The organism is Paenibacillus pinisoli, from assembly GCF_003605435.1.
Classification (GTDB): domain Bacteria; phylum Bacillota; class Bacilli; order Paenibacillales; family Paenibacillaceae; genus Pristimantibacillus; species Pristimantibacillus pinisoli.
This window is the reverse complement of record NZ_QXQB01000001.1, coordinates 721951-743148: the sequence shown is the minus strand read 5'-3', so window position 1 is coordinate 743148 and position 21198 is coordinate 721951. Positions and strand designations below refer to the sequence as shown.

The window sequence follows — 21198 nt, the reverse complement described above, 5'->3', positions numbered from 1 at the left end:
AGAATGGACCTGCTCTATTCCTGACTAATCACACCAACTCCTTGCGAACTCCGCAAGGAGTTTTTTTGTCGGAGCTGACGGAGAACAGTTTGAGTGAAGAGGTGAGCGGCATGGCGGAAGAAGAGCATCTGGTCATAATGGACGAAACGGCGATTCGCCGGGCGTTGACGCGAATCGCGCATGAAATTGTCGAAAAGAACAAAGGCATCGACGACTGCATCATTGTAGGGATTCGCACAAGAGGCATCTATTTGGCTAACCGCGTCGCGGAACGGATCGGAGAAATTGAAGGAAGGCCGGTCCCGGTTCGGGAGCTCGATATTACGCATTACCGGGACGACCGGCTCGATGCTGCGGCGACCAGGACGGAAGTCTCGGCAGCGCTCGGCGAGCTTGAGGGTGTGCCTTTTACGACAAAAGACAAGATCATTATCCTGTTCGACGACGTGCTGTACACGGGCCGGACGATCCGGGCAGCCATGGACGCCCTGATGGATTGCGGCAGACCGAGAAGCATCCAGCTTGCGGTACTGGTCGACAGAGGACATCGCGAGCTGCCGATCAGACCGGACTTCATCGGCAAGAACGTTCCTACCTCCAAACAAGAACAAATCCAAGTCGCGCTAACAGAGATCGACACGCTCGATCAAGTGACCTTAATCAACCAAAGGGGGTAGACCTGACATGACGCTTGCACAACTGAAAGAGCGCAGTTTGCTCGGTCTGAAAGACCTTGACAAAGAAGAAATCGAATCCATCCTGGAGCGAGCGGCTTATTGGGAGAAGCACCCCGTTAAAGTGCATGGGGGCCAGCAAGGCAAATTTGCGGCCAACATGTTTTTCGAGAACAGCACGAGAACGAGATTTTCCTTTGAGGTAGCGGAGAAGCGGCTGGGCGCCGAAGTCATCAACTTCTCAGCGGCGGCCTCCAGCGTCGAGAAGGGCGAGTCGATCTACGATACGGTACGGACGCTTGAATCGATGGGCATCGACGTAGGCGTCATCCGCCTGAAGCCGACAGGGCTGCTCGCAGAGCTGGCCGAGAAAATCAAAGTCCCGCTCGTGAATGCGGGAGACGGCAACAACGAGCATCCGACGCAGGCGCTGCTCGATATGTACACGATGCGCAAGCAGTTCGGCTCGCTAAGCGGCCTGAACGTATCCATCGTGGGCGATATCCTGCACAGCCGGGTAGCCCGCTCCAACCTGTGGGCGCTGCGCAAATTCGGCGCGAACGTGAGCTTCTGCGCACCGGATAACATGCAGGCGAAGGAGCTGGACGCTCCTTACATCTCCATGGACGAAGCGCTGAAGGCGGATGTGGTCATGATGCTAAGAGTGCAGCTGGAACGCCACGAAAGCGGCATGCTGAATTCGGCGGAGGCATACCGCGAGCAATACGGCCTCACGGCAGAGCGCGCGCAGCGTATCGCACCGCATGCGATTATTATGCACCCCGCTCCGGTCAACCGGAACGTAGAGATCGACGGGGATTTGGTGGAGCATCCGCAATCCCGCATTTTCCCTCAGATGGAGAACGGCGTACCGATCCGAATGGCGGTAATCGAACGCGCACTTAGCTAAGCGCGCAGGGACCAGGCTTCTGAACGAGGAGCCGCTGGCAGCAGGCGACAGAGCGAATACAATCGGAGGGTGATCAGACATGTCATTGTGGATTATTAACGGCAGCGTATGGAACGAAGAGAGCGGCAAGCTGGAGCCAAAACATATTCGCGTAAGCGATGGGCGCATCGCCGAGATTGTGGATGCCGGAGTTATCGACACAGGCAGCGCCGAATTGGTCGACGCGAAGGGCAAGCTCGTATCGGCAGGCTTTATCGATATGCACGTCCATCTGCGCGATCCAGGCTTTGAACATAAAGAGGATATCGTGACGGGTTCCCGTTCGGCGGCGAAAGGCGGCTTTACCACAATTGCCTGCATGCCGAATACACGCCCTGTCATCGACAAGCCCGAGACCGTAAAATATGTATTGGACAAAGCGGCTGAGGCTGGCCTGGTGAAAGTGCTGCCTTACGCTGCCATTACGAAAAACGAGCTTGGACGGGAGCTGACGGACTTCGCTGCCTTGAAGGAAGCGGGAGCGATAGGCTTCACGGACGACGGCGTAGGCGTACAAAATGCGCAAATGATGAAAAACGCGATGGCGCTGGCGAAATCGCTGGATATGCCGGTAATCGCGCACTGCGAGGATGATTCGCTGGTGGAAGGCGCTTGGGCATCCGAAGGCGAGTTCTCCCGCAAGCACGGCATCAAAGGCATCCCTAATGAGTCCGAAGCGATCCATGTCGGCCGGGATGTGCTGCTGGCGGAAGCGACAGGCGTGCACTACCATGTGTGCCATGTCAGCACAGAGCAATCGGTCCGCTTGATCAGACTGGCAAAATCGATCGGCGTATCGGTGACCGCGGAGGTATGTCCGCATCACCTGCTGCTGTCGGATGAGGACATTCCGGGTCTGGACGACGCGAACTGGAAGATGAACCCGCCGCTGCGCACGCCGCGCGATGTGCAAGCTGTGATTGAAGGGCTTGAAGACGGCACGATCGACATGATCGTAACCGACCACGCGCCGCATAGCGCGGAAGAGAAAGCCCGCGGCGTCGACCTTGCGCCATTCGGCATCGTCGGCTTCGAGACAGCCTTCCCGCTTCTGTACACGAAGTTCGTCGAGACAGGCAAATGGACGCTCGGCTTCCTCTTGCAGCGCATGACGCAAGATCCTGCCCGCGTGTTCCGTCTGGAGACAGGACGCCTTGAGCAAGGCGCTCCGGCAGACCTGACGGTCGTAGACCTTACAAGCGAGCGCGCCGTTGACCCGTCAACCTTCCTGTCGAAGAGCAACAACACGCCATTCGGCGGCTGGGAGCTTAAGGGCTGGCCGGTAACGACGATTGTAGACGGCAAAGTCGTCTGGTCGGAATAAGGAATAGATTCGGATACCATTTTAAGCATAAAGAACACCAGAGGAGTGATACGGATGCAAGCAAGACTATTGTTGGAAGACGGAACGTTATTCACCGGCTTGTCCTTCGGCGCAGAAGCGCAGATGATGGGCGAGGTTGTATTTAATACAGGCATCACAGGCTACCAGGAGGTTCTCTCCGACCCTTCCTACTGTTGTCAGATCGTAACGATGACTTACCCGCTGATCGGCAACTATGGCATTACGCGCGACGACTTCGAGGCGATTCGCCCTTACATTCACGGCTTTGTCGTACGCCGCCACGAGCCGGTGCCAAGCAACTGGCGCGCTCAATACTCGCTGGGCCAGCTGCTGAAGGAATACGGCATTCCGGGCATCAGCGACATCGATACTCGCATGCTGACCCGCAAATTGCGCCACTTCGGCACAATGAGAGGCCTCATCACAACAGGCAACGAGCGTGTAGAGGAACTGGCTGAGCGTCTGAGCCTGTCTACTCTGATGACTGACCAGGTTGCGCGCACATCGACGAAGCATGTATTCGCTAGCCCGGGCAACCGCGAGCGCATCGTGCTGGTTGACTTTGGCGCGAAGAGCGGCATTCTGCGCGAGCTCACTCAGCGCGGCTGCGATGTAGTCGTGGTACCGCATGACACGACAGCGGACGAAATTCGCCGCCTTGCACCAGACGGCATTCAGCTGTCCAACGGCCCTGGGGACCCGAAAGACGTGCCTCACGCGGTGAAAATGATCTCCGAGCTGCTGGGCGAAATTCCGATCTTCGGCATCTGCCTTGGACACCAACTGTTCGCGCTGGCTTGCGGAGCGGATACAGGCAAGCTGAAATTCGGACATCGCGGCGGCAACCATCCGGTTAAAGAATTGGCGACGAACCGCTGCTACATCACTTCCCAGAATCACGGCTACACCGTAGTGGATTCTTCCATTGAAGGAACCGAGCTGGAAGTTACACATATCAACAACAACGACAAAACGATCGAAGGACTTAAACATAGCAAGTTCCCGGCCTTCTCCGTGCAATACCATCCAGAGGCGGCACCGGGACCGTTCGACTCCAGCTATCTGTTCGATGAATTCCTGGAGATGATCCGCACGCACAAACAAAACAACCCACAAAAACCTCGTCAGGCTGTGTTGTCGGAGACGTTGAAAGGAGAGCTTCAATATGCCCAAAAATAATGAACTCAAAAAAATTCTCGTAATCGGGTCCGGCCCGATTGTCATCGGACAAGCGGCGGAGTTCGACTACGCAGGGACGCAAGCTTGCCAAGCGCTTAAGGAAGAAGGCTATGAAGTTGTACTGATCAACAGCAACCCTGCTACGATCATGACGGATACCAACATGGCCGACAAAGTATATATCGAGCCGATTACGCTAGAATTCGTCAGCCAAATCATTCGTCAAGAGCGTCCGGACGGCTTGCTGCCGACGCTGGGCGGACAGACTGGCCTGAACATGGCCGTGGAGCTGGCGCGCGCAGGCGTGCTGGAGCGCGAAAATGTGAAGCTGCTCGGCACTCAGTTGACAGCTATCGAGAAAGCGGAAGACCGCGACTTGTTCCGCGAGCTGATGCGCGAGCTGGAGCAGCCGGTACCGGACAGCGACATTGTAACGACGGTTGAAGACGCGGTAGCATTCGCGAACCGCATCGGCTATCCGATCATCGTCCGTCCTGCCTACACGCTGGGCGGCACAGGCGGCGGCATCTGCGCGAACGAGGAAGAGCTGCGCGAGATCGTAGCTTCCGGCATTCGCTACAGCCCGATCAGCCAGTGTCTGATCGAGAAATCGATCGCCGGCATGAAGGAAGTCGAATACGAAGTGATGCGCGATGCGAACGACAACTGTATCGTAGTGTGCAACATGGAGAACTTCGACCCGGTAGGCGTCCACACTGGCGACAGTATCGTTGTGGCTCCTTCCCAAACCTTGTCCGACCGCGAATATCAAATGCTGCGTTCCGCTTCTCTGAAAATCATCAGAGCGCTGAACATCGAGGGCGGCTGCAACGTTCAGTTCGCGCTTGATCCGCACAGCTACCAATACTATGTCATCGAGGTTAACCCGCGCGTAAGCCGTTCCTCGGCGCTTGCTTCCAAAGCGACTGGCTATCCGATCGCGAAGATGGCGGCGAAGATCGCTGTCGGCTACACGCTGGATGAGCTGGTGAACCCGGTAACAGGTCAAACTTACGCTTGCTTCGAGCCTACACTCGACTATATCGTATCGAAAATCCCGCGCTGGCCGTTCGACAAGTTCGTCAATGCGAACCGCAAGCTGGGCACGCAAATGAAAGCGACTGGCGAAGTTATGGCCATCGGCCGCACATTCGAAGAGTCGATCCATAAAGCTGTGCGCTCCCTGGAAATCGGAGCTCACCGTCTGCATCTGAAAGAAGCGGTTGGCCTTGAGGAAGACGTGCTGCGCGCACGCCTAGCGAAGCCGGACGACGAGCGCATGTTCCTCGTAGCGGAAGCATTCCGCCGCGGCTTCTCGCTGCAAGAGCTGCAAGAAATTACGAACATCGACTGGTGGTTCCTGGATAAAATCCAATCCATCGTTGCTTTCGAAGACCGTCTGCGCAAGGAAGCGACGCTGTCTGCGCAATCGCTCTACGAAGCGAAGCGCAAAGGCTTCTCCGACCGCTCCATCGCAGAAATCCGCAAGGAGGGCTTCCCGAACGGCAGCCATACGACAGAAGCGGACGTACGCGCGTTCCGTCTGCAAAACAACCTGAAGCCAGTCTACAAAATGGTTGACACATGCGCTGCGGAATTCGAAGCGACTACGCCATACTACTACTCGACTTATGAAGTAGAGAATGAAGTCATCGAGACGGAAAAGCAGAAGGTATTGGTACTTGGTTCCGGTCCAATCCGCATCGGCCAGGGCATCGAGTTCGACTACTCCACCGTACATGCGGTATGGGCCATTCAGAAAGCTGGCTACGAAGCGGTTATTATCAACAACAACCCGGAGACGGTATCCACCGACTTCAGCACATCCGACCGCTTATACTTCGAGCCGCTCTTCTTCGAAGACGTGATGAACGTTATCGAGCAAGAGAATCCGATCGGCGTCATTGTCCAGTTCGGCGGACAGACAGCGATCAACCTGGCGGCTCCGCTTGCCAAAGCGGGCGTGCGCATCCTGGGCTCCAGCCTGGAGAGCATCGATGCTGCGGAGGACCGCAAGAAGTTCGAAGCACTGCTTCGCAAGCTGAACATCGCGCAGCCTGAAGGCAGCACGGTAACATCGGTCGATGAAGCGGTTGTAACGGCGCAGAAGCTCGGTTATCCGGTGCTGGTACGTCCATCCTACGTTCTGGGCGGACGGGCTATGGAAATCGTCTACTCTGACGAAGAGCTGCTTAGCTACATGGAAGTGGCTGTGAAGATCAATCCGGAGCATCCGGTTCTGATCGACCGCTACATGCTGGGCAAGGAAGCGGAGGTTGACGCCATCTGCGACGGCGAGACGGTGCTTATCCCTGGCATTATGGAGCATGTCGAGCGCGCAGGCGTTCACTCCGGCGACTCCATTGCGGTATATCCTCCGCAATCGCTGTCCGACGATATCAAGCAGCAGATCATCGACATTACGATCAAGATTGCCAAAGAGTTTAAAGTTATCGGTCTGGTTAACATCCAGTTCGTTATCCACCAAGACAAGGTGTATGTAATTGAAGTCAACCCGCGCTCCTCGCGTACGGTTCCGTTCCTGAGCAAAGTAACGAACCTGCCGATGGCGAACTTGGCGACGCAAGCGATTATGGGCACCAAGCTGTCTGAGCTTGGCTATACTGACGGCTTGTGGCCGGAGGACGACTACGTATCGGTTAAAGTACCGGTATTCTCCTTCGCGAAGCTGCGCCGCGTTGACCCTACGCTGACGCCGGAGATGAAATCGACGGGCGAAGTGATGGGCCGCGATGTGCAATACGCGAAAGCTCTGTACAAAGGACTTATTGGCGCAGGCATGAAAATCCCGACAGCAGGCACGATTGTGGCGACAGTTGCGGATAAGGATAAAGAGGAAGCTACGGAATTGCTGCGCGGCTTCTACAATATCGGCTACAAAATTATCGCAACCGGCGGTACGGCTGACGCGCTTGAAGCGGCAGGCCTGTATGTGACCCGCGTGAACAAGCTGAGCGAAGGCTCGCCGAACATTCTGGATCTGGTACGCGAAGGCAAGGCGCAATTCGTCGTCAACACGTTGACGAAAGGCAAGACGCCGGAGCGCGACGGATTCCGTATTCGCCGCGAAGCGGTCGAGAACGGCGTGGTCTGCATGACCTCCCTGGATACGGTTCGCGCATTGCTGAACATGATGGAGACGATCAACTTCTCCTCGCACGCAATGCCGGTTGTACAGAAGTAAGCAATAAACGAAGCTTCTGGGGCGTGCGGCTGCCTCAGAAGCTTCTACACTATATAGAGGGGGACATGGCTGTGACACTGACGAGAGAACAAGCGGCAAAGCGCATTATGGTAGCGCTGGATTACCCGGAAGCTGCGGCGGCCGAGAAATTGATCGAGGAGCTGAAGGGCATTCCTTGCTATATGAAGGTCGGCATGCAGTTGTACTACGCGGCGGGTCCCGCTTTCGTATCGAGCCTGAAGGAACGCGGCTATTATGTCTTCCTGGACGTGAAGATGCACGACATTCCGAATACGGTCAAAGGCGGCTCAAACAGCGTAACGAAGCTTGGCGTAGATATGTTCAACGTGCATGCTGGCGGCGGACAATCCATGATGGAGGCGGCGCTTGAAGGCGTCGACGCTGCTTTGTCGGGCGGGACTGCCAAGCCGGCTGTTATTGCTGTTACACAATTGACCAGCACAAGCCAGGCGGTGCTGAACGATCAGATCGGCATCGGGGGGACGGTGGAGGATGCGGTCCTTCGCTATGCTTCGCTTGCGAAAGCTGCGGGCCTTGACGGCGTAGTAGCTTCGCCATCCGAGGTTGTGGCCATCAAGTCGGCGCTGGGCGCTTCCTTCCAGACGGTGACGCCGGGCATCCGGCCAGCCGGAGCGGCGCTGAACGACCAGTCCCGTATTATGACTCCTGGCGAAGCGCTGCGCCAGGGAACGGACTATATGGTGATCGGCCGTCCGATTACAGCGGCTGCAGAGCCGCGCGAGGCATTGGAATCTATTATCGAGGAGCTGATTTCGGTTGAGTAACGTATCATTGGCAGCATTGCCTAACGAAATTGCAAAAAGTTTGCTGGAGATCGGAGCGGTCGCGCTTCGTCCGAACGATCCGTTCACCTGGACATCCGGTCTGAAATCTCCGATCTACTGCGACAATCGTCTTACGATGACATATCCGGCGATCCGCGATCTGGTAGCGGAAGGCTTCGCTACGATTATCCGCGAGAGATTTCCTGACGCGGAAGTGATTGCAGGCACCTCGACTGCGGGCATCCCGCATGCGGCATGGGTGGCGCAGAAGCTGAATCTTCCGATGGCTTACATTCGCGACAAAGCGAAAGGCCACGGCAAGCAAAATCAAATTGAAGGCCGGATTGAGCCTGGTCAAAAGGTAATCGTTATTGAAGACCTGATCTCCACTGGCGGCAGCTCGCTGAAAGCGGCGCAAGCGGTTCGCGAGGCTGGGGCTGAAGTCAGCGCCGTGCTGGCCATCTTCACTTACCAGTTCCCACATGCGGCTCAATCGTTCGAGAACGAAGGCTTTACGCTAGACACACTCTCGAATTATTCCGCTTTGATCGAGACGGCTGTCCAGCTTGGCAAAGTAGCAGAGGCTGACGTTGCAGCGCTGCAAGCTTGGCGCAACGACCCGGGGTCGTTCGGCAAGTAATAGCAAATTGATGTAATAAAAGCGTACTGTCTTTTGGAGACGGTACGCTTTTTTTTGCAGTTATCGCTACGAATGCGCTGACTTGATGTCTAGTCCGAAAATTCGACAATATTCTTAAAAATTCTTGCCTTCTCCTCTTTTTTTCCGTAGGGTGATTAACCGATATAAGTATAGATAGTTACAGAAACGTGGAAGGTTGGGGGTTAATGATGAATTTTTCATTGCGTTGGAAGATAGCGCTATTGGCGGCGCTGCCGCTGCTGTTCTACGCACTGTCCGTCCTGTATGTATTGGGCGAGGAAAGAAAGACATTCGATATTATGGCGGAAGAAATCTATGAGACGACCAATCAGGTCGAGTCCTTGATTCTGAATGCCGATCGTGACATGTATCAGGCTTATGTCGCTTATCTGAAGATTGAGTCCGGCAAGCTGGAGCATGAACGGTTTGTCGCGGCACAAACGGATATGACAGAGAACAGGGACCAAGCAACGGAACGCGTAGCGACTGCCAAAGCTTTGATGGAGAAGGCGGAACTACTTCATCTGGCTCATGGCGCGTCCGGCAAGACGGCAAGCGAAATCTTCGATGATTTCGACACCGCGTTTAACAGCTGGTTCACGGAGGCGTATGCGGCTGCCGAGGACGGCAAGTCCGAGATTAGCGATCTTATTGATAGCAGCTTCCAGTTGAGCCGGAGCGGCATCGATGAAGTGGGCGAAAGCATGGACATCCATGCGGAAGAGACGATTAAACAGATTGAAAAAAATCTGGATAAGAACCAGTTGTCGACTCTTGTCTCCATGATTGTTGTTGCCGCTTTTCTGATCGGATATTCGGTAGTGATGATCAAGCTCATCATGAATACGATCCGTACAGTGGTGCATAAGGCCAAGCTGGTCGGAGAAGGCGATCTGACAGTTGAGCCTGACAAAAAATATAAGAGGGATGAGCTTGGCCAAATCTCGCGTTCAGTAGACGAGATGATTGCGAAGATGAACGGGTTGATCACCGGCATCGCAGGCAATACGAAGCGGGTCAGCGAATCGTCCGCGCAGCTTGCCAGCGCGGCCAGCGAGTCCGCATCGGCTTCGGAGAATGTCGCGCAGAACATTCAGGAAGTGGCGACCAGCTCTGAGAGCCAGGCGCGCGGCGCCGAAGAGATGTCCCGCGCGATTGAAGAGATGGCGGTAGGCATCGGGCGGATTGCCGAGAATACATCGGATATTGCGGATCAGTCCAGCGTGACGACAACGCAGGCGGATCAAGGCCAGGAGTCCTTGCAGCGCCTTGTAGGCCAGATGGAAGAAATCCGCAGCGTCATTACGAAGCTGTCTGCCACGATCGGAACGCTGGAGAACCGCTCGCAGCAGATTGGAGCCATCGCCGAGAACATTACGGCGTTCTCCAATCAGACGAATATTTTGTCGTTGAATGCTTCGATTGAAGCGGCGCGGGCAGGCGAGCATGGACGGGGCTTTGCCGTTGTCGCGGGCGAGATCCGCAAGCTGGCGGCAAGCTCGCTGGAATCGGCGGAGCATATTAACGATCTGGTGCTGATCACGCAGAAGGAGATTTCCGGGGCATCCGGCTATATGCGGGAGACGATCGAGCAGGTAGAATTCGGCGGAGAACGCCTGAAGGAAGTGAATCATAACCTGGATCTCATTGCGGAGTCGATTGCTAGAATGACACAGCAAATTCAAGAGAATTCGGCTATTACACAGCAAATGTCGGCAAGCTCCGAGGAAGTGAGCGCGTCCGTGGAGCAAGGCGCTACAAGCGCGGCAGCCAACCTGGAGAAGACGGAAAGCGTAGCGGCTGCAACGGAAGAGCAGCTTGCTCTAATGGAAAGCATCTCCTCCTCGTCGAAGGAGCTGGATTCGATCGTAAGAGAACTGAACAGCGCGGTATCGCATTTTAAAGTGAAGAAATAGAAGCGAATTATCCGCTTTGGCCCATAGAAATATGGGCCGGGGCGGATTTTTGCATGCAAGCTGAAGATTAGCTGAAAAAATGTTTTAGAAAATCATGTCACTTATCGTAACTTTTTTATACTTATCACCGTCTATGTGTGTAGATTAGAATTATGAAGTTTTAGGTAACGGATTGGGGGAGTGGAGAAGCCTATGGCCATCATACAAAATGCCGAGATTAACGATGATCAGGAGGCTCAATCAGAGGAAGCCTTGCAACGAGAGCAGACAAATGAAAGGCTTTCGCAAGAGCCCGGCAAAACGCTGCTGTCTGTCAACCAGGTTGAACGCATCTTCCAGGTTGGAGGCAGGTCTTTGCATGTCCTGAAAGGCATTCAGATGGAAGTAAAGCAGCAGCAGCTTGTTATGCTGAAGGGGCGTTCCGGCTCCGGCAAGACGACGCTGCTCAACTGTCTGGGAGGCCTCGATACGCCCAGCAAAGGGGAAATCATTTTCAATGGCAAGCCGTTCAGCACCAAGAGCGACGACGAGAGAACGCTTGTAAGGCGCAGGGACATGGGATTCATCTTCCAGGCTTTCGCCTTGATGCCCTTGCTGTCCGCATGGGAGAACGTCGAGCTGTCGCTTCGCATGGCGGGTACGCCGAGGTCGCAGTGGAAGGAACGCGTAGAGGAATGCCTGACGCTTGTCGGACTTGAGAAGAGGATGCATCACCGGCCATTCGAGCTGTCAGGGGGCGAGCAGCAGCGCGTGGCGATTGCCAAGGCGATCGCGCACAAGCCGATTCTGCTGCTGGCCGACGAGCCTACCGCCGAGCTGGATACGGCGATGTCTGCGCAGGTTATGGCAGTCTTTCAAAATATTATTCGCACTGAAAATGTCTCAATCTGTATGACTACACACGATCTTACAATTTTGGAGGTTGCCGATCATGTCTATGAAATGGTGGACGGGAAGTTTATTTAAACGTTCATTGATAGTTGCAATGAGCACAACAATCGTATTTACAAGCGGCTGCTCGCTGCTGCCTAAGGAGAAGGAAGAAGAAGTACTGCCGGAGATCATACCGGCGCAAATTTCCAAGAAGCCGGAGTATGAGGTCACTACAGGCAATCTGGTACAGGGCGTTCCGCTTACTGGCAAGCTGATTTCCATGGAGGAAGAAACGCTTTATTTCACTCTTGGCGAAAAGCATGTTAAAGAGGTCTACGTCAAAACCGGCGACAAAGTGTCCGCTGGCGATATTATTGCAGTGCTGGACGTAGAGCAGCTGGAGAAGCAGCTGAGAAACGACCGTCTTGCATTCCGCCGCGATGAGACGGACATGAAGCAGACGCTTCGCGACCGCGACACGATGGAGCCGCTGGAATTCGAGGAGAAGCAAATCTTGTTCGAGGAGAAGCGCCAGAAGCTCGCCGATCTTGAGACAGAGATTTCGAAAGGGACGCTGGTCGCTCCGTTCTCCGGAACGATCGTATCGCTTAGCGTACAGAAGGGCGATACCGTGAAGGCTTACGATCCTATTGCGATTGTAGCGGATACGACACTTATTACCCCGGCTTCCAAGCTGACCAAAACCGAGCTTGAGAAGGTTGCGGTAGGCATGGAAGTAGAAGTTACCATTACAGGCGTAGGCAAGCTCACAGGCAAGGTCAAGCAGTTGCCCGTGAAATCGACCGAGCAGAACAACGGCGGAGGAGGCTTCCCTGGCGGCGGCAATGGCGAAAACAAGCCTGAGCGTCCGGAAGACTTTATGCTGCTGGATATTCCGAAGCTGCCGAAGGATCTGAACCGCGGCACTCCGGTAGCGATCAACGTCATTCTGAAGCGCACCGAAAATGCGATTGTTATTCCGCCGTCGACGCTTCGCAAAATCGGGTCACGCACCTATGTGCAGATTGTAGACGAGAACGGAAAGCGCGAGGTGGACGTTCAAGTAGGTCAGCAGACGGCTACTCAAGTGGAGATTTTACAAGGGCTTAAGCCGGGGCAGAAAGTCGTAGGTCAATAACCATGGGTATTCCGCTGTTTCGATTCTTATTCCGCAAGATGTGGAATACGCGATGGTTGACGTTAAGTACGCTGGCGGGGCTGATCCTGGCTGTCGCCTTCGCGACGAGCATACCGATGTATGCGGATGGAGCCCTTAAGCGGGTAGTAGCCGAGTCCTTGCATGAGAAGAGCGAAGGCATGCCCGCCGGCTCCTTGCTGATCCGCTATCAGTCTACTCCGGGGCAGGCGACCGACCTGGGCGCACTGTCCGCGCTGAATGAGTATATCAAAACGGAAATTCCGCAAGACATCGGCTTTACATACACCACTTTTCTGAAAAACTACTCGATCCGCAGCGCCGATGTCGTGCCGGAAGATCCAAGCAAGGTTGACGCCGGCCGCAGCCGCCAACTGACGATTATGTCCCTGACAGAGCTGAAGGAGCATGCAGAGATCGTTCAAGGCCGCTGGTTCGAGGAAGGCGCCGGCAAGTCGGATATCATCGAAGCTGTCATGCTGCAAGAAGCGATGTTCCGCAATGATGTACATATCGGCGATATTTTCGAATACCCGGTATATGGCGGCTTGAATCTGACGCTTCGCGTTCAGATCGTCGGCGCCGTCGATCCGATCAATGCCGCGGATGAATATTGGTATCAAGGCTTCGATAGCTTGTACAATACCTTGCAAGTCAGCGAGGAGACCTTCCAGAAGCAGCTGATGGAGCAAAGCAAGATTCCGATTCATAATGCAGGCTGGTATTATTCCTTCGATCTTTCCGAGGTGAAGACGAGCCAGCTCTCGCCGCTCGGCCGTACGCTGAGCCGTATGGACATTGAGCTGTATCAACGCCTGAAGGATACGCGTGTAGAAATTTCATTCGCATCCATCCTGACGGAGTTCAAGAAGCAAAGCCTGCAGCTGCAGACGCTGCTCTTCACGCTTGCGGCACCAATGATTGCGATGGTGTTCTTCTTCATCGCGATGAATGCCCGCCAATCGCTCGACAAGCAGCGCAGCGACATTGCCGTGCTGCGAAGCCGCGGCGCAGGCACGAGGCAGATTATATGGATCTATCTGCTTGAAGGCTTGCTGCTTGGCGCAGTCGCGCTTGGACTGGGTCCATTCATCGGCTGGTTCATGGCGAAGAGTATCGGCTCCGCCAACGGCTTCCTGTCGTTCGTCAACCGGAAGTCGATTCCGGTAGGCTTCTCCACAGAAGCGATGATTGCCGGCGGAAGCGCCGTGTTGCTAGCGATTATGGCTACCGTTATTCCAGCCATCATGTATGCCCGCGCTTCTATCGTCAGCTATAAGCAGGACCTGGCGCGCTCTGACCGCAAGCCGGTCTGGCAGCGTTGGTTCCTCGACGTTCTGCTGCTGGCGGCAGCCGGATACGGCTGGTATATGTTCAATGAACGCCAGATGCTGACGTTCAAGACTGGCATGACGACGGATCAGCTGAACGTTCAGCCGTTCCTGTTCTTCGTGCCGGCGCTGTCGATCTTCGCGCTGGGGCTGTTCTTCCTGCGTCTGTTCCCGTGGCTGCTGAAGCTGTTCAACTGGCTGGGACGCAAATTCCTTCCGGTGCCGCTGTACTTGACGCTGACTCAACTGTCACGTTCGTCTAAGGGGTATTACCCTCTGATGATTCTGCTTGTTCTGACGCTTGGCCTTGGTGTCTACAATGCGTCGGCAGCAAGAACGATCGACTTGAACTCTACTGAACGCACTCTATATAAATACGGATCAGATGTCGTTATTGAGACCGTATGGCACGGCTCGCCCGAGATTACCCAGCCGCCTTCCGGCGGTGGAGGCAATGGCGGCGGTGGCGGCAATGGAGGCAACGGCGGTGGAGGCAATGGCGGCGGAGGTGGAGGCAACGGCGGTGGCGGTGGCGGCAACAATGGAGGCGGAGTACCATCCCGCATCCTGTATACAGAACCGCCATTCGAGCTTTACCGCGATCTGCCGGGCGTAGAAGCTGCCGCCCGTGTCCTAACTGCGAAAGGCAATATCGTCATCTCCGGCAAGTCGATCGGCCAAGGCAACGTGCTGGGCATCGACAACAAAGACTTCTCGGAAGTCGCATGGTTCCGCGATGATCTGTATCCTGTGCATCCGAACTATTATTTGCACAACCTGGGATTGTTCGAGCATGCGGCCATTGTTCCGAAAGGCGTGGCCGACAAGTATCAATTGAAGCTTGGAGATCTTGTCTCTGTAGGCTTCACTGACGGCATGGTCGAATTCACGGTCGTCGGCATTCTGCCGTACTGGCCGAGTCTATATCCGGATAAGGCACCGTTTATTATTACGAACCTTGATTATATATTCGATAATATACCGCTGATGCCTTACCAAGTGTGGCTGAAGATGGATCCCGATGCGCCTGCCGCTCCTTTAGTCGAAGGGCTGCAAAAGGCCGGTATGGAGATTGCAAGCATTAAGGATGTCCGCAATGAGCTCCTGATCCAATCGAAGCATCCGACCAGAGGCGGCGTCTTCGGAATCCTGAGCCTAGGCTTCCTCGTATCGGTCGTCATTACGCTGGCCGGTTATGTGCTCTATTGGTTCTTTAACCTGTCGGGCCGGGTCGTGCAGTTCGGCGTATTGCGTGCGATGGGCTTATCGCGCAAGCAGCTGACCGGCATGCTTCTGCTGGAGCAGCTGTTCACGGCAGGCCTTGCGATAGGACTTGGCGTCCTGATCGGCAAGATAGTCAGCAGACTCTACTTGCCGTTCCTGCAGACGACGGAGAATGTCGCGGAGACGGTTCCTCCGTTCCGTGTCATCTTCGAGGCTAAGGATACGAATCAGCTCTTTATTGTCGTTGGCGTTATGATGCTGGTCGGTGCGACTTTGCTCTTCCTGCATATCCGCAGGCTGAAGGTGCATCAAGCAGTGAAAATGGGAGAGGAGCGTTAACGGCCAATGATCCATTGCGAAGGACTTGTCAAAATATACAAAACAGACGATCTCGAGGTCGTTGCGCTGCAAGGCTTGAATCTGACCGTCGAAGACGGCGAACTGATGGCGATTATCGGCAACAGCGGCAGCGGCAAATCGACGCTGCTCAATACGCTAGGGGGACTTGACCGGCCTTCGGCCGGTCAGGTCAAGGTCGGTCCATGGGATCTCCTCAAGATTACCGAAGAAGAATTAGTGCAGTACAAGCGCGATACGGTCGGCTTCATCTGGCAGAACAATGCCCGCAACCTGCTGCCGTATCTGAGCGCGCTTGAGAACGTCGAGATGCCGATGATGCTGTCGGGCAAGACGGACCGCGCTTATGCGAAGCAGCTGCTGGAGTGGGTCGGACTGAAGGAGCGGATGCACAACAAGCTGCATCAGCTCTCAGGCGGCGAGCAGCAGCGTGTAGCTATTGCGATCTCGCTGTCGAACCGTCCCAAGCTGCTGCTGGCGGATGAGCCGACGGGTTCCGTCGATACAGCGACATCCGATATGATTATGGGCATCTTCCGGAAGCTGAACCGGGAGATCGGCATCACGATCGTAATCGTAACCCATGATATGACCTTGGCCAGCAAGGTCGACCGCGTCGTGGCGATTCGCGACGGCTTGACCAGTACTGAATTTATTAAACGGAATCCCAATATTTCGGATGGGGGGGATTTAATTCAAGCTGCAGGCCGCAACCTGAATACCGTCCATGAAGCGTATGTCGTCGTGGACCGTGTAGGGCGGCTGCAGGTGCCGAAGGAATATCTAACGGCGCTCGGAATTAAAGACAAGGCATCCATGGAATTTGATGGTGAACGGATCGTTATATCTTCGCCAAAATCATTAGGAGGTAGTGGCAATGAATAAAAATGGCCAAAATAAATCACGTTTCTCAAGATGGACGATGATTGCTCTGACGCTTACGCTCCTTACCGGCTTGCTGTCCGCGTGCAGCGGGGGGAACGATCCATCCAAAGCAGAGGCATCTATCATTAGAATCGGCATGCTGTACAGCAGTTCTGATCAAGAGCCTTATTTCCGCCAACAGTTTACAGATATGTACGAGATGCAAAATTCGAACGTGACGTTCGAGATTGTAGGAGCCATCAACTACGACGATCAACGCTATACGCAGTCTGAGCCAGGCAAAGAGCCTGAACAGCCGGATCCGTACGAAAAAATGAAAGAAATGCTGACAGGCCAAAACCCTGTCGATGTCGTGGTGCTGGATTACAATATGCTGCGCCGCTTCACGCAAGATAATTTGCTGCAGCCGCTTGATCCGATGATCCAAAAGGATAAATTCGATATTAGCGATTATGTCCCGACGGTCATCGACGGCATCAAGTCGGTAGGCGACAACAACATCTATGCCCTGACGCCTACCTTTACGTCTTCCGCACTTTTTTATAACAAAAAGATTTTTGCAGATATGAATATCGAGCCTCCTACGGATAAAATGCAATGGGAGGAAATCTTCGCGAAAGCGCGCCAAGTGGCGAACGGCGAAGGCGCAGACCGTGTATTCGGATTCTCCTTCAACCGCTGGTCCAATGATCCGTTCAATGATGCCAATACCTACAGCAATTCTCTGCAGCTTCGCGTTTATGATGAGAAGGGCGAAAAAATGCTAGTTAACAGCGATCAATGGAATAGTGTATGGGAATCCGTATATGCACTTCACAAAGACAAGATCGTTCCAGACCAGCAATTTATGAATGAAATGTATGAGAAGAGAAGCAGCACCCCGGACGCGCCGATGAACCCGTTTTTCGGAGATCTCTTCCTTAGCGGCCAACTCGCTATGACGATTAGCGAATCGTATTATGTCAACGAACTGCGCAAAGCAAACGACAATGCTGCGACTATTCCAGATTTTGAAATGATTGACTGGGATGTCGTGACGGTACCTGTTAGCCCGAGTAACCCGGAATCCGGAGGCAATATCGGCCTTAGCCAGCTGATGGGCATTAACTCCAAGGCGCAAAATCCGGATGGCGCTTGGGACTTCATCAAGTTCTCGAACAGCAAGGAATGGGCGAAGCTGAAGTCGAGAAGCAATTACGAGCTTGTGGCACGCAAAGAGTTCTTGAAGCCGGTTGGCGACTTGACGTACAACATCGATGCATTCACAATGCTTAAGCCGCTGCCGCCAGTCACGAACAATGACGAAAAGCTGTACCGCGAAAAGCCGGGCATCTGGCAAGCTCAGAGCTTTGGTTACGAGCTCTTCCAGGAGGTCATGAACGGCACAAAGGATATTAAGCAAGCTTTGGCCGAGTGGGAGACAAAAGGAAATGCCGCGCTTCAGCAAACCAACGAAGGCGGAGGCAATGTCGAGGTTATGCCGATGCCAAGAACGATGACGGAAGAAGAAGCAATAAAAGCTGCTGCTGGAGAGGTCTCCGTGGAAGCGACAACTGACGATGTTGCAGTTGAAGAATAAATCATGAATAAAGCCGCTGTGCAGCCTCTACAGGCTGTACAGCGGCTTTCATTTGTTAAGGATTCGTTGTGGGGCTCCCTTGCAGCTGGAAGGATTGGTAAGCCGTCCAGGCCCCCTGATCGGTCTGATAGAGCAGATGGACTCTGTCGATATGGCTTGTAAAATGGATTTGGCTGATTTTCAGCTTGCCGTGAAGGTCATGAAGCTCGCCTTCAGTCATCTTCTGCCCGATTGTGACATGCGGCGTATAGACGTATTGGGACTGAGCGATCGCTAGCGGTCCGCTGCAGATTGCCTCGTGAAGGCGGATGACGGGAGCGGGATCCTCCAGCGCATAATACAGGACAGGGCTAACAGGGAAAAAGGTGGAGACGCGGTTGAAGGTCACTTGAAACGGAGCGGTCTGGCCCGCTACAGCTTCTATCTGCTGGATTGCTTGCTGCAGCTGCTCATCGCTCCAATCCTCCGCTTCACGCAGCGTCATATGAGGAGGAATATGGCAGTAATGCGGATCATGACGGACACGCCAGCTATTGGCGGCATCCTGTACTTCTTTCTCCGGGAATATGGCAATACCGAACTGCATAACATTCAGCTCCTTTCCATGATTTTTTCACTTGTTACCTATAGTATACCCGAAACTTGGAATGACTAAGAACAGAACATGCTTGTTTTCACAATTTTTTGGGTAATCTATACGCAACATCATTGGCGCAACTGGAGGCGTGTATTTCATGAAATGGGTATATTGGCTGCGATTGTATGAGACTAAATTTCAAGCAGGCTGCTTGGTGAAGCGGATGGAGAACGACTGGTGGATTTACGGCTACGACTGCCCGCAGGAGGTTGAGGTTTTTCGGTCGCGGAAAGGACGATATGGGGTACGTTTTCTCCCGTAGCATATTTTAGAAAAAATACTTGACTGTATGTTATGTGCTATAGTATATTAATTGATGTCGCCATTTAATGAAGCTATTGTTCAAATGGTTAACGTCGCGGGGTGGAGCAGCTCGGTAGCTCGTCGGGCTCATAACCCGAAGGCCGCAGGTTCAAATCCTGCCCCCGCAACCAAACTTATCGATCAATACGTTGAAATAGACGTTATTCGAGGGCCCTTAGCTCAGTTGGTTAGAGCGGTCGGCTCATAACCGATTGGTCGGGGGTTCGAGTCCCTCAGGGCCCACCATTTGTCTTAGCAACACCATGCCGGGGTGGCGGAACTGGCAGACGCACAGGACTTAAAATCCTGCGGTGGGTGACCACCGTACGGGTTCGATTCCCGTCCTCGGCACCACTAAAATCTAGAAAATCAAGAGGTTTCAGCTCATATGAGCTGAAGCCTTTTTTCGTTTGTAGAGTGGTTCTTCTCCAAGTCTTGTATTTCTCTTCCTATATGAGTCGAATATGGTAGAATAAAGGGGATGTTTGTTGCAAAGGGGAGAGACGAAAGATGAAGGGGCAAGAGACGAATGAGATCCGATGGCTGGATGACAATGTAAAAAGACTGGATGAGCTGCGTTCTCGATTCATGGGATTTGAAGTAGTCACGAAGCTGGAAAAGACGAACCGAGATAGCGAATATAACGTTCAATCCAGAACCTCATTTCCACGACAGATTCATGCGGTGAACAACAAGATTGCTGGGGACTTACTGAACGCTTCGAACCGGATTCTAGAGAACCAACTAGAGGCCACGGAAGGCAACTTCGCTCAAAGTCTTTTCTTGACTCATATCAAAGAGACGGCATTATCTCTAGTCTTCGGGTCGTATAACAAAGCGACAGCTGAGGATAAATGGAGGATGTTTCAATTTATAGAGGATTTGAGCGAGATCAGCTCGCGGACATACGAATCGGCATCCGTAACCCTAGGTATTTTGTATTTCAAAGAGGATGCGGTAGATAAGGCGCATAAGACCTTCGCGGATAAAAATATGGAGTTCATTCCGCTAGACACGGCTGAGCCTTTCATGGATCTATTCAATGGAGAAAAGGCATTCTTAAGGTTAATAGACAATCGTTCGATGGCGTTGGTAGTAAATGAAACCTTCGCGGTGATTGGTATTCTTCGCAAAAAGAATGACGGCAGAAGCATCTGTTCGGAGTTGGAGGATCTCATTTTCACTTATAATATAAACGCTGTACTTGAGCAGGTTTATGGGGATTTAATCGATAAGTTGGGCGATCTTAAACAAAAAGTGTTTCGTGAGGTGAAGAAGCAGCAGCCCGAGTCCACACGTAAGAGCGTTTACCAGGTCATTAATGCTTACAAGGAGCTGCTCCTCAAAAATATCGAGGTTATTCAGTTAGCAAACAAAACGAGAGAATATCCAGACTTTCTGTATATCTCGGTTGACAACGACAGAGTGAACTTTTATACGCAAAGCAGGATGGTCGTCTCTCTTGTCAATGGAATCTGGAAAATGAGGCATTACGATCTGTTCGTCGCGTCTATTCTTCAGAAGCTGATGATCTCGAAGCTTCCATTTTATGCAGCTCTAGGCGCCGATGCTTTTAAAAAACACATGACACGGGCTTTTAAAGGATATAATCGATTGTTCAGGACCTTTATCGATCTGTCGCGGGAACAGAAGAGCTCAGTATATTTAATTATTGATACTCCGGATATCTTGCATGGAATAGCTGAATCGAAGACGGCTAAACTTTTGAAGGGGACGGGGTTCCTGCATTCTGAGCGAAAAAGGAGAAGTTTACTGGCAATTAAGAAAGGCAAAAAGAACGCCAATCTGATTGATTTGGACCCTTATCTGATCAAATCATTGTCTGCTATTGACGGTGCCGTTGTGTTGGATTCGAATTTAAATATTCTGAGCTTTGGTGAGACGATTTCTGTATCACCGGGTCAAAGCTACAATGGGACTTTCGGGACAGGATCCACAGCCGCCCAATTCGCCTCGAAACATGGAATAGCAGTCAAAGTTTCGGAGGACGGAGACATTACATTGTTTATAGATCAAAAGAAAATTTTAAAGCTATAGGTCAAGACCGTAGATCCAAGCGTAAACTCTGAAAGTGCTGACCACCGTACGGGTTCGATT

At 53.2% G+C, this 21198-nt stretch carries 16 protein-coding genes and 3 tRNA genes; 18 read left to right on the top strand and 1 reads right to left on the bottom strand.

Annotated features, from left to right (window positions below):
• The first annotated feature begins 110 nt into the window (after positions 1 to 110).
• The 13 genes from pyrR to D3P09_RS03625 all read left to right on the top strand — a co-directional run bounded on the left by pyrR (position 111) and on the right by D3P09_RS03625 (position 18140).
• A complete protein-coding gene (gene pyrR / locus D3P09_RS03685) occupies positions 111 to 677 on the top strand; it encodes a bifunctional pyr operon transcriptional regulator/uracil phosphoribosyltransferase PyrR (RefSeq protein WP_120108486.1) in 567 nt (188 codons plus the stop codon).
• Positions 678 to 684: 7 nt separating this feature from the next.
• A complete protein-coding gene (locus D3P09_RS03680; protein WP_120107297.1) occupies positions 685 to 1584 on the top strand; it encodes an aspartate carbamoyltransferase catalytic subunit in 900 nt (299 codons plus the stop codon).
• A gap of 79 nt (positions 1585 to 1663) precedes the next feature.
• Complete coding sequence (locus D3P09_RS03675; RefSeq protein WP_120107295.1) at positions 1664 to 2947, top strand: dihydroorotase; 1284 nt, start codon at positions 1664 to 1666, stop codon at positions 2945 to 2947.
• 54 nt (positions 2948 to 3001) lie between these two features.
• Positions 3002 to 4147, top strand: a complete 1146-nt coding sequence (locus D3P09_RS03670; protein WP_120107293.1) for a carbamoyl phosphate synthase small subunit — start codon at positions 3002 to 3004, stop codon at positions 4145 to 4147.
• Positions 4134 to 7352: a carbamoyl-phosphate synthase large subunit gene (carB, locus tag D3P09_RS03665; protein ID WP_120107291.1), complete on the top strand. Its 3219-nt coding sequence runs from the start codon at positions 4134 to 4136 to the stop codon at positions 7350 to 7352. Before D3P09_RS03670 ends, carB begins: the two co-directional genes overlap by 14 nt.
• A 71-nt stretch (positions 7353 to 7423) precedes the next feature.
• Entirely contained in the window at positions 7424 to 8158 is a 735-nt protein-coding gene (gene pyrF / locus D3P09_RS03660) for an orotidine-5'-phosphate decarboxylase (protein ID WP_120108484.1), read from the top strand.
• Positions 8151 to 8798, top strand: coding sequence for an orotate phosphoribosyltransferase (gene pyrE, locus D3P09_RS03655; RefSeq protein ID WP_120107289.1), 648 nt, complete (start codon positions 8151 to 8153; stop codon positions 8796 to 8798). The genes pyrF and pyrE overlap by 8 nt, the downstream gene beginning before the upstream one ends.
• Before the next feature lie 206 nt (positions 8799 to 9004).
• On the top strand, positions 9005 to 10735 hold the full coding sequence (locus tag D3P09_RS03650; RefSeq protein WP_120107287.1) for a methyl-accepting chemotaxis protein: 1731 nt from the start codon (positions 9005 to 9007) through the stop codon (positions 10733 to 10735).
• Between the two features lie 192 nt (positions 10736 to 10927).
• Positions 10928 to 11701, top strand: coding sequence for an ABC transporter ATP-binding protein (locus D3P09_RS03645; protein ID WP_120107285.1), 774 nt, complete (start codon positions 10928 to 10930; stop codon positions 11699 to 11701).
• The gene (locus D3P09_RS03640; protein WP_120107283.1) at positions 11667 to 12746 is read left to right on the top strand and encodes an efflux RND transporter periplasmic adaptor subunit; all 1080 of its coding nucleotides are present in this window, start codon (positions 11667 to 11669) and stop codon (positions 12744 to 12746) included. The genes D3P09_RS03645 and D3P09_RS03640 overlap by 35 nt, the downstream gene beginning before the upstream one ends.
• A gap of 2 nt (positions 12747 to 12748) precedes the next feature.
• Positions 12749 to 15658, top strand: a complete 2910-nt coding sequence (locus D3P09_RS03635; protein ID WP_120107281.1) for an FtsX-like permease family protein — start codon at positions 12749 to 12751, stop codon at positions 15656 to 15658.
• 6 nt (positions 15659 to 15664) lie between these two features.
• The gene (locus D3P09_RS03630; protein ID WP_120107279.1) at positions 15665 to 16561 is read left to right on the top strand and encodes an ABC transporter ATP-binding protein; all 897 of its coding nucleotides are present in this window, start codon (positions 15665 to 15667) and stop codon (positions 16559 to 16561) included.
• Complete coding sequence (locus D3P09_RS03625) at positions 16554 to 18140, top strand: ABC transporter substrate-binding protein (RefSeq protein ID WP_120107277.1); 1587 nt, start codon at positions 16554 to 16556, stop codon at positions 18138 to 18140. The genes D3P09_RS03630 and D3P09_RS03625 overlap by 8 nt, the downstream gene beginning before the upstream one ends.
• A gap of 55 nt (positions 18141 to 18195) precedes the next feature.
• Here the strand turns inward: D3P09_RS03625 and D3P09_RS03620 are convergent, their stop codons facing one another.
• Positions 18196 to 18726, bottom strand: a complete 531-nt coding sequence (locus D3P09_RS03620) for a 2'-5' RNA ligase family protein (protein WP_120107275.1) — start codon at positions 18724 to 18726, stop codon at positions 18196 to 18198.
• A 148-nt stretch (positions 18727 to 18874) separates the two neighbouring features.
• On the opposite strand from D3P09_RS03620, the gene D3P09_RS27545 reads away from it, so the two are divergent.
• From D3P09_RS27545 to D3P09_RS03600, 5 genes are all read left to right on the top strand, one after another.
• On the top strand, positions 18875 to 19039 hold the full coding sequence (locus tag D3P09_RS27545; protein ID WP_165867301.1) for a hypothetical protein: 165 nt from the start codon (positions 18875 to 18877) through the stop codon (positions 19037 to 19039).
• Between the two features lie 95 nt (positions 19040 to 19134).
• Positions 19135 to 19211: transfer RNA gene (locus D3P09_RS03615), tRNA-Met, on the top strand.
• A 38-nt stretch (positions 19212 to 19249) separates the two neighbouring features.
• Positions 19250 to 19326 (top strand) — tRNA-Ile (locus tag D3P09_RS03610).
• 19 nt (positions 19327 to 19345) lie between these two features.
• A tRNA-Leu gene (locus tag D3P09_RS03605) sits at positions 19346 to 19434 on the top strand.
• Positions 19435 to 19590: 156 nt separating this feature from the next.
• Positions 19591 to 21138 (top strand): hypothetical protein, encoded by a 1548-nt coding sequence (locus D3P09_RS03600; RefSeq protein WP_120107273.1) that lies wholly within the window; start codon positions 19591 to 19593, stop codon positions 21136 to 21138.
• Positions 21139 to 21198: the final 60 nt, after the last annotated feature.

What these genes read in the sequence shown, in the direction of transcription:
- pyrR (WP_120108486.1), top strand. Translation starts at nt 111, where the DNA reads ATGGCGGAAGAAGAGCATCTGGTCATAATGGACGAAACGGCGATTCGC.
- D3P09_RS03680 (WP_120107297.1), top strand. Translation starts at nt 685, where the DNA reads ATGACGCTTGCACAACTGAAAGAGCGCAGTTTGCTCGGTCTGAAAGAC.
- D3P09_RS03675 (WP_120107295.1), top strand. Translation starts at nt 1,664, where the DNA reads ATGTCATTGTGGATTATTAACGGCAGCGTATGGAACGAAGAGAGCGGC.
- D3P09_RS03670 (WP_120107293.1), top strand. Translation starts at nt 3,002, where the DNA reads ATGCAAGCAAGACTATTGTTGGAAGACGGAACGTTATTCACCGGCTTG.
- carB (WP_120107291.1), top strand. Translation starts at nt 4,134, where the DNA reads ATGCCCAAAAATAATGAACTCAAAAAAATTCTCGTAATCGGGTCCGGC.
- D3P09_RS03650 (WP_120107287.1), top strand. Translation starts at nt 9,005, where the DNA reads ATGATGAATTTTTCATTGCGTTGGAAGATAGCGCTATTGGCGGCGCTG.
- D3P09_RS03645 (WP_120107285.1), top strand. Translation starts at nt 10,928, where the DNA reads ATGGCCATCATACAAAATGCCGAGATTAACGATGATCAGGAGGCTCAA.
- D3P09_RS03640 (WP_120107283.1), top strand. Translation starts at nt 11,667, where the DNA reads ATGTCTATGAAATGGTGGACGGGAAGTTTATTTAAACGTTCATTGATA.
- D3P09_RS03635 (WP_120107281.1), top strand. Translation starts at nt 12,749, where the DNA reads ATGGGTATTCCGCTGTTTCGATTCTTATTCCGCAAGATGTGGAATACG.
- D3P09_RS03630 (WP_120107279.1), top strand. Translation starts at nt 15,665, where the DNA reads ATGATCCATTGCGAAGGACTTGTCAAAATATACAAAACAGACGATCTC.
- D3P09_RS03625 (WP_120107277.1), top strand. Translation starts at nt 16,554, where the DNA reads ATGAATAAAAATGGCCAAAATAAATCACGTTTCTCAAGATGGACGATG.
- D3P09_RS03620 (WP_120107275.1), bottom strand. Translation starts at nt 18,726, where the DNA reads ATGCAGTTCGGTATTGCCATATTCCCGGAGAAAGAAGTACAGGATGCC.
- D3P09_RS27545 (WP_165867301.1), top strand. Translation starts at nt 18,875, where the DNA reads ATGAAATGGGTATATTGGCTGCGATTGTATGAGACTAAATTTCAAGCA.
- D3P09_RS03600 (WP_120107273.1), top strand. Translation starts at nt 19,591, where the DNA reads ATGAAGGGGCAAGAGACGAATGAGATCCGATGGCTGGATGACAATGTA.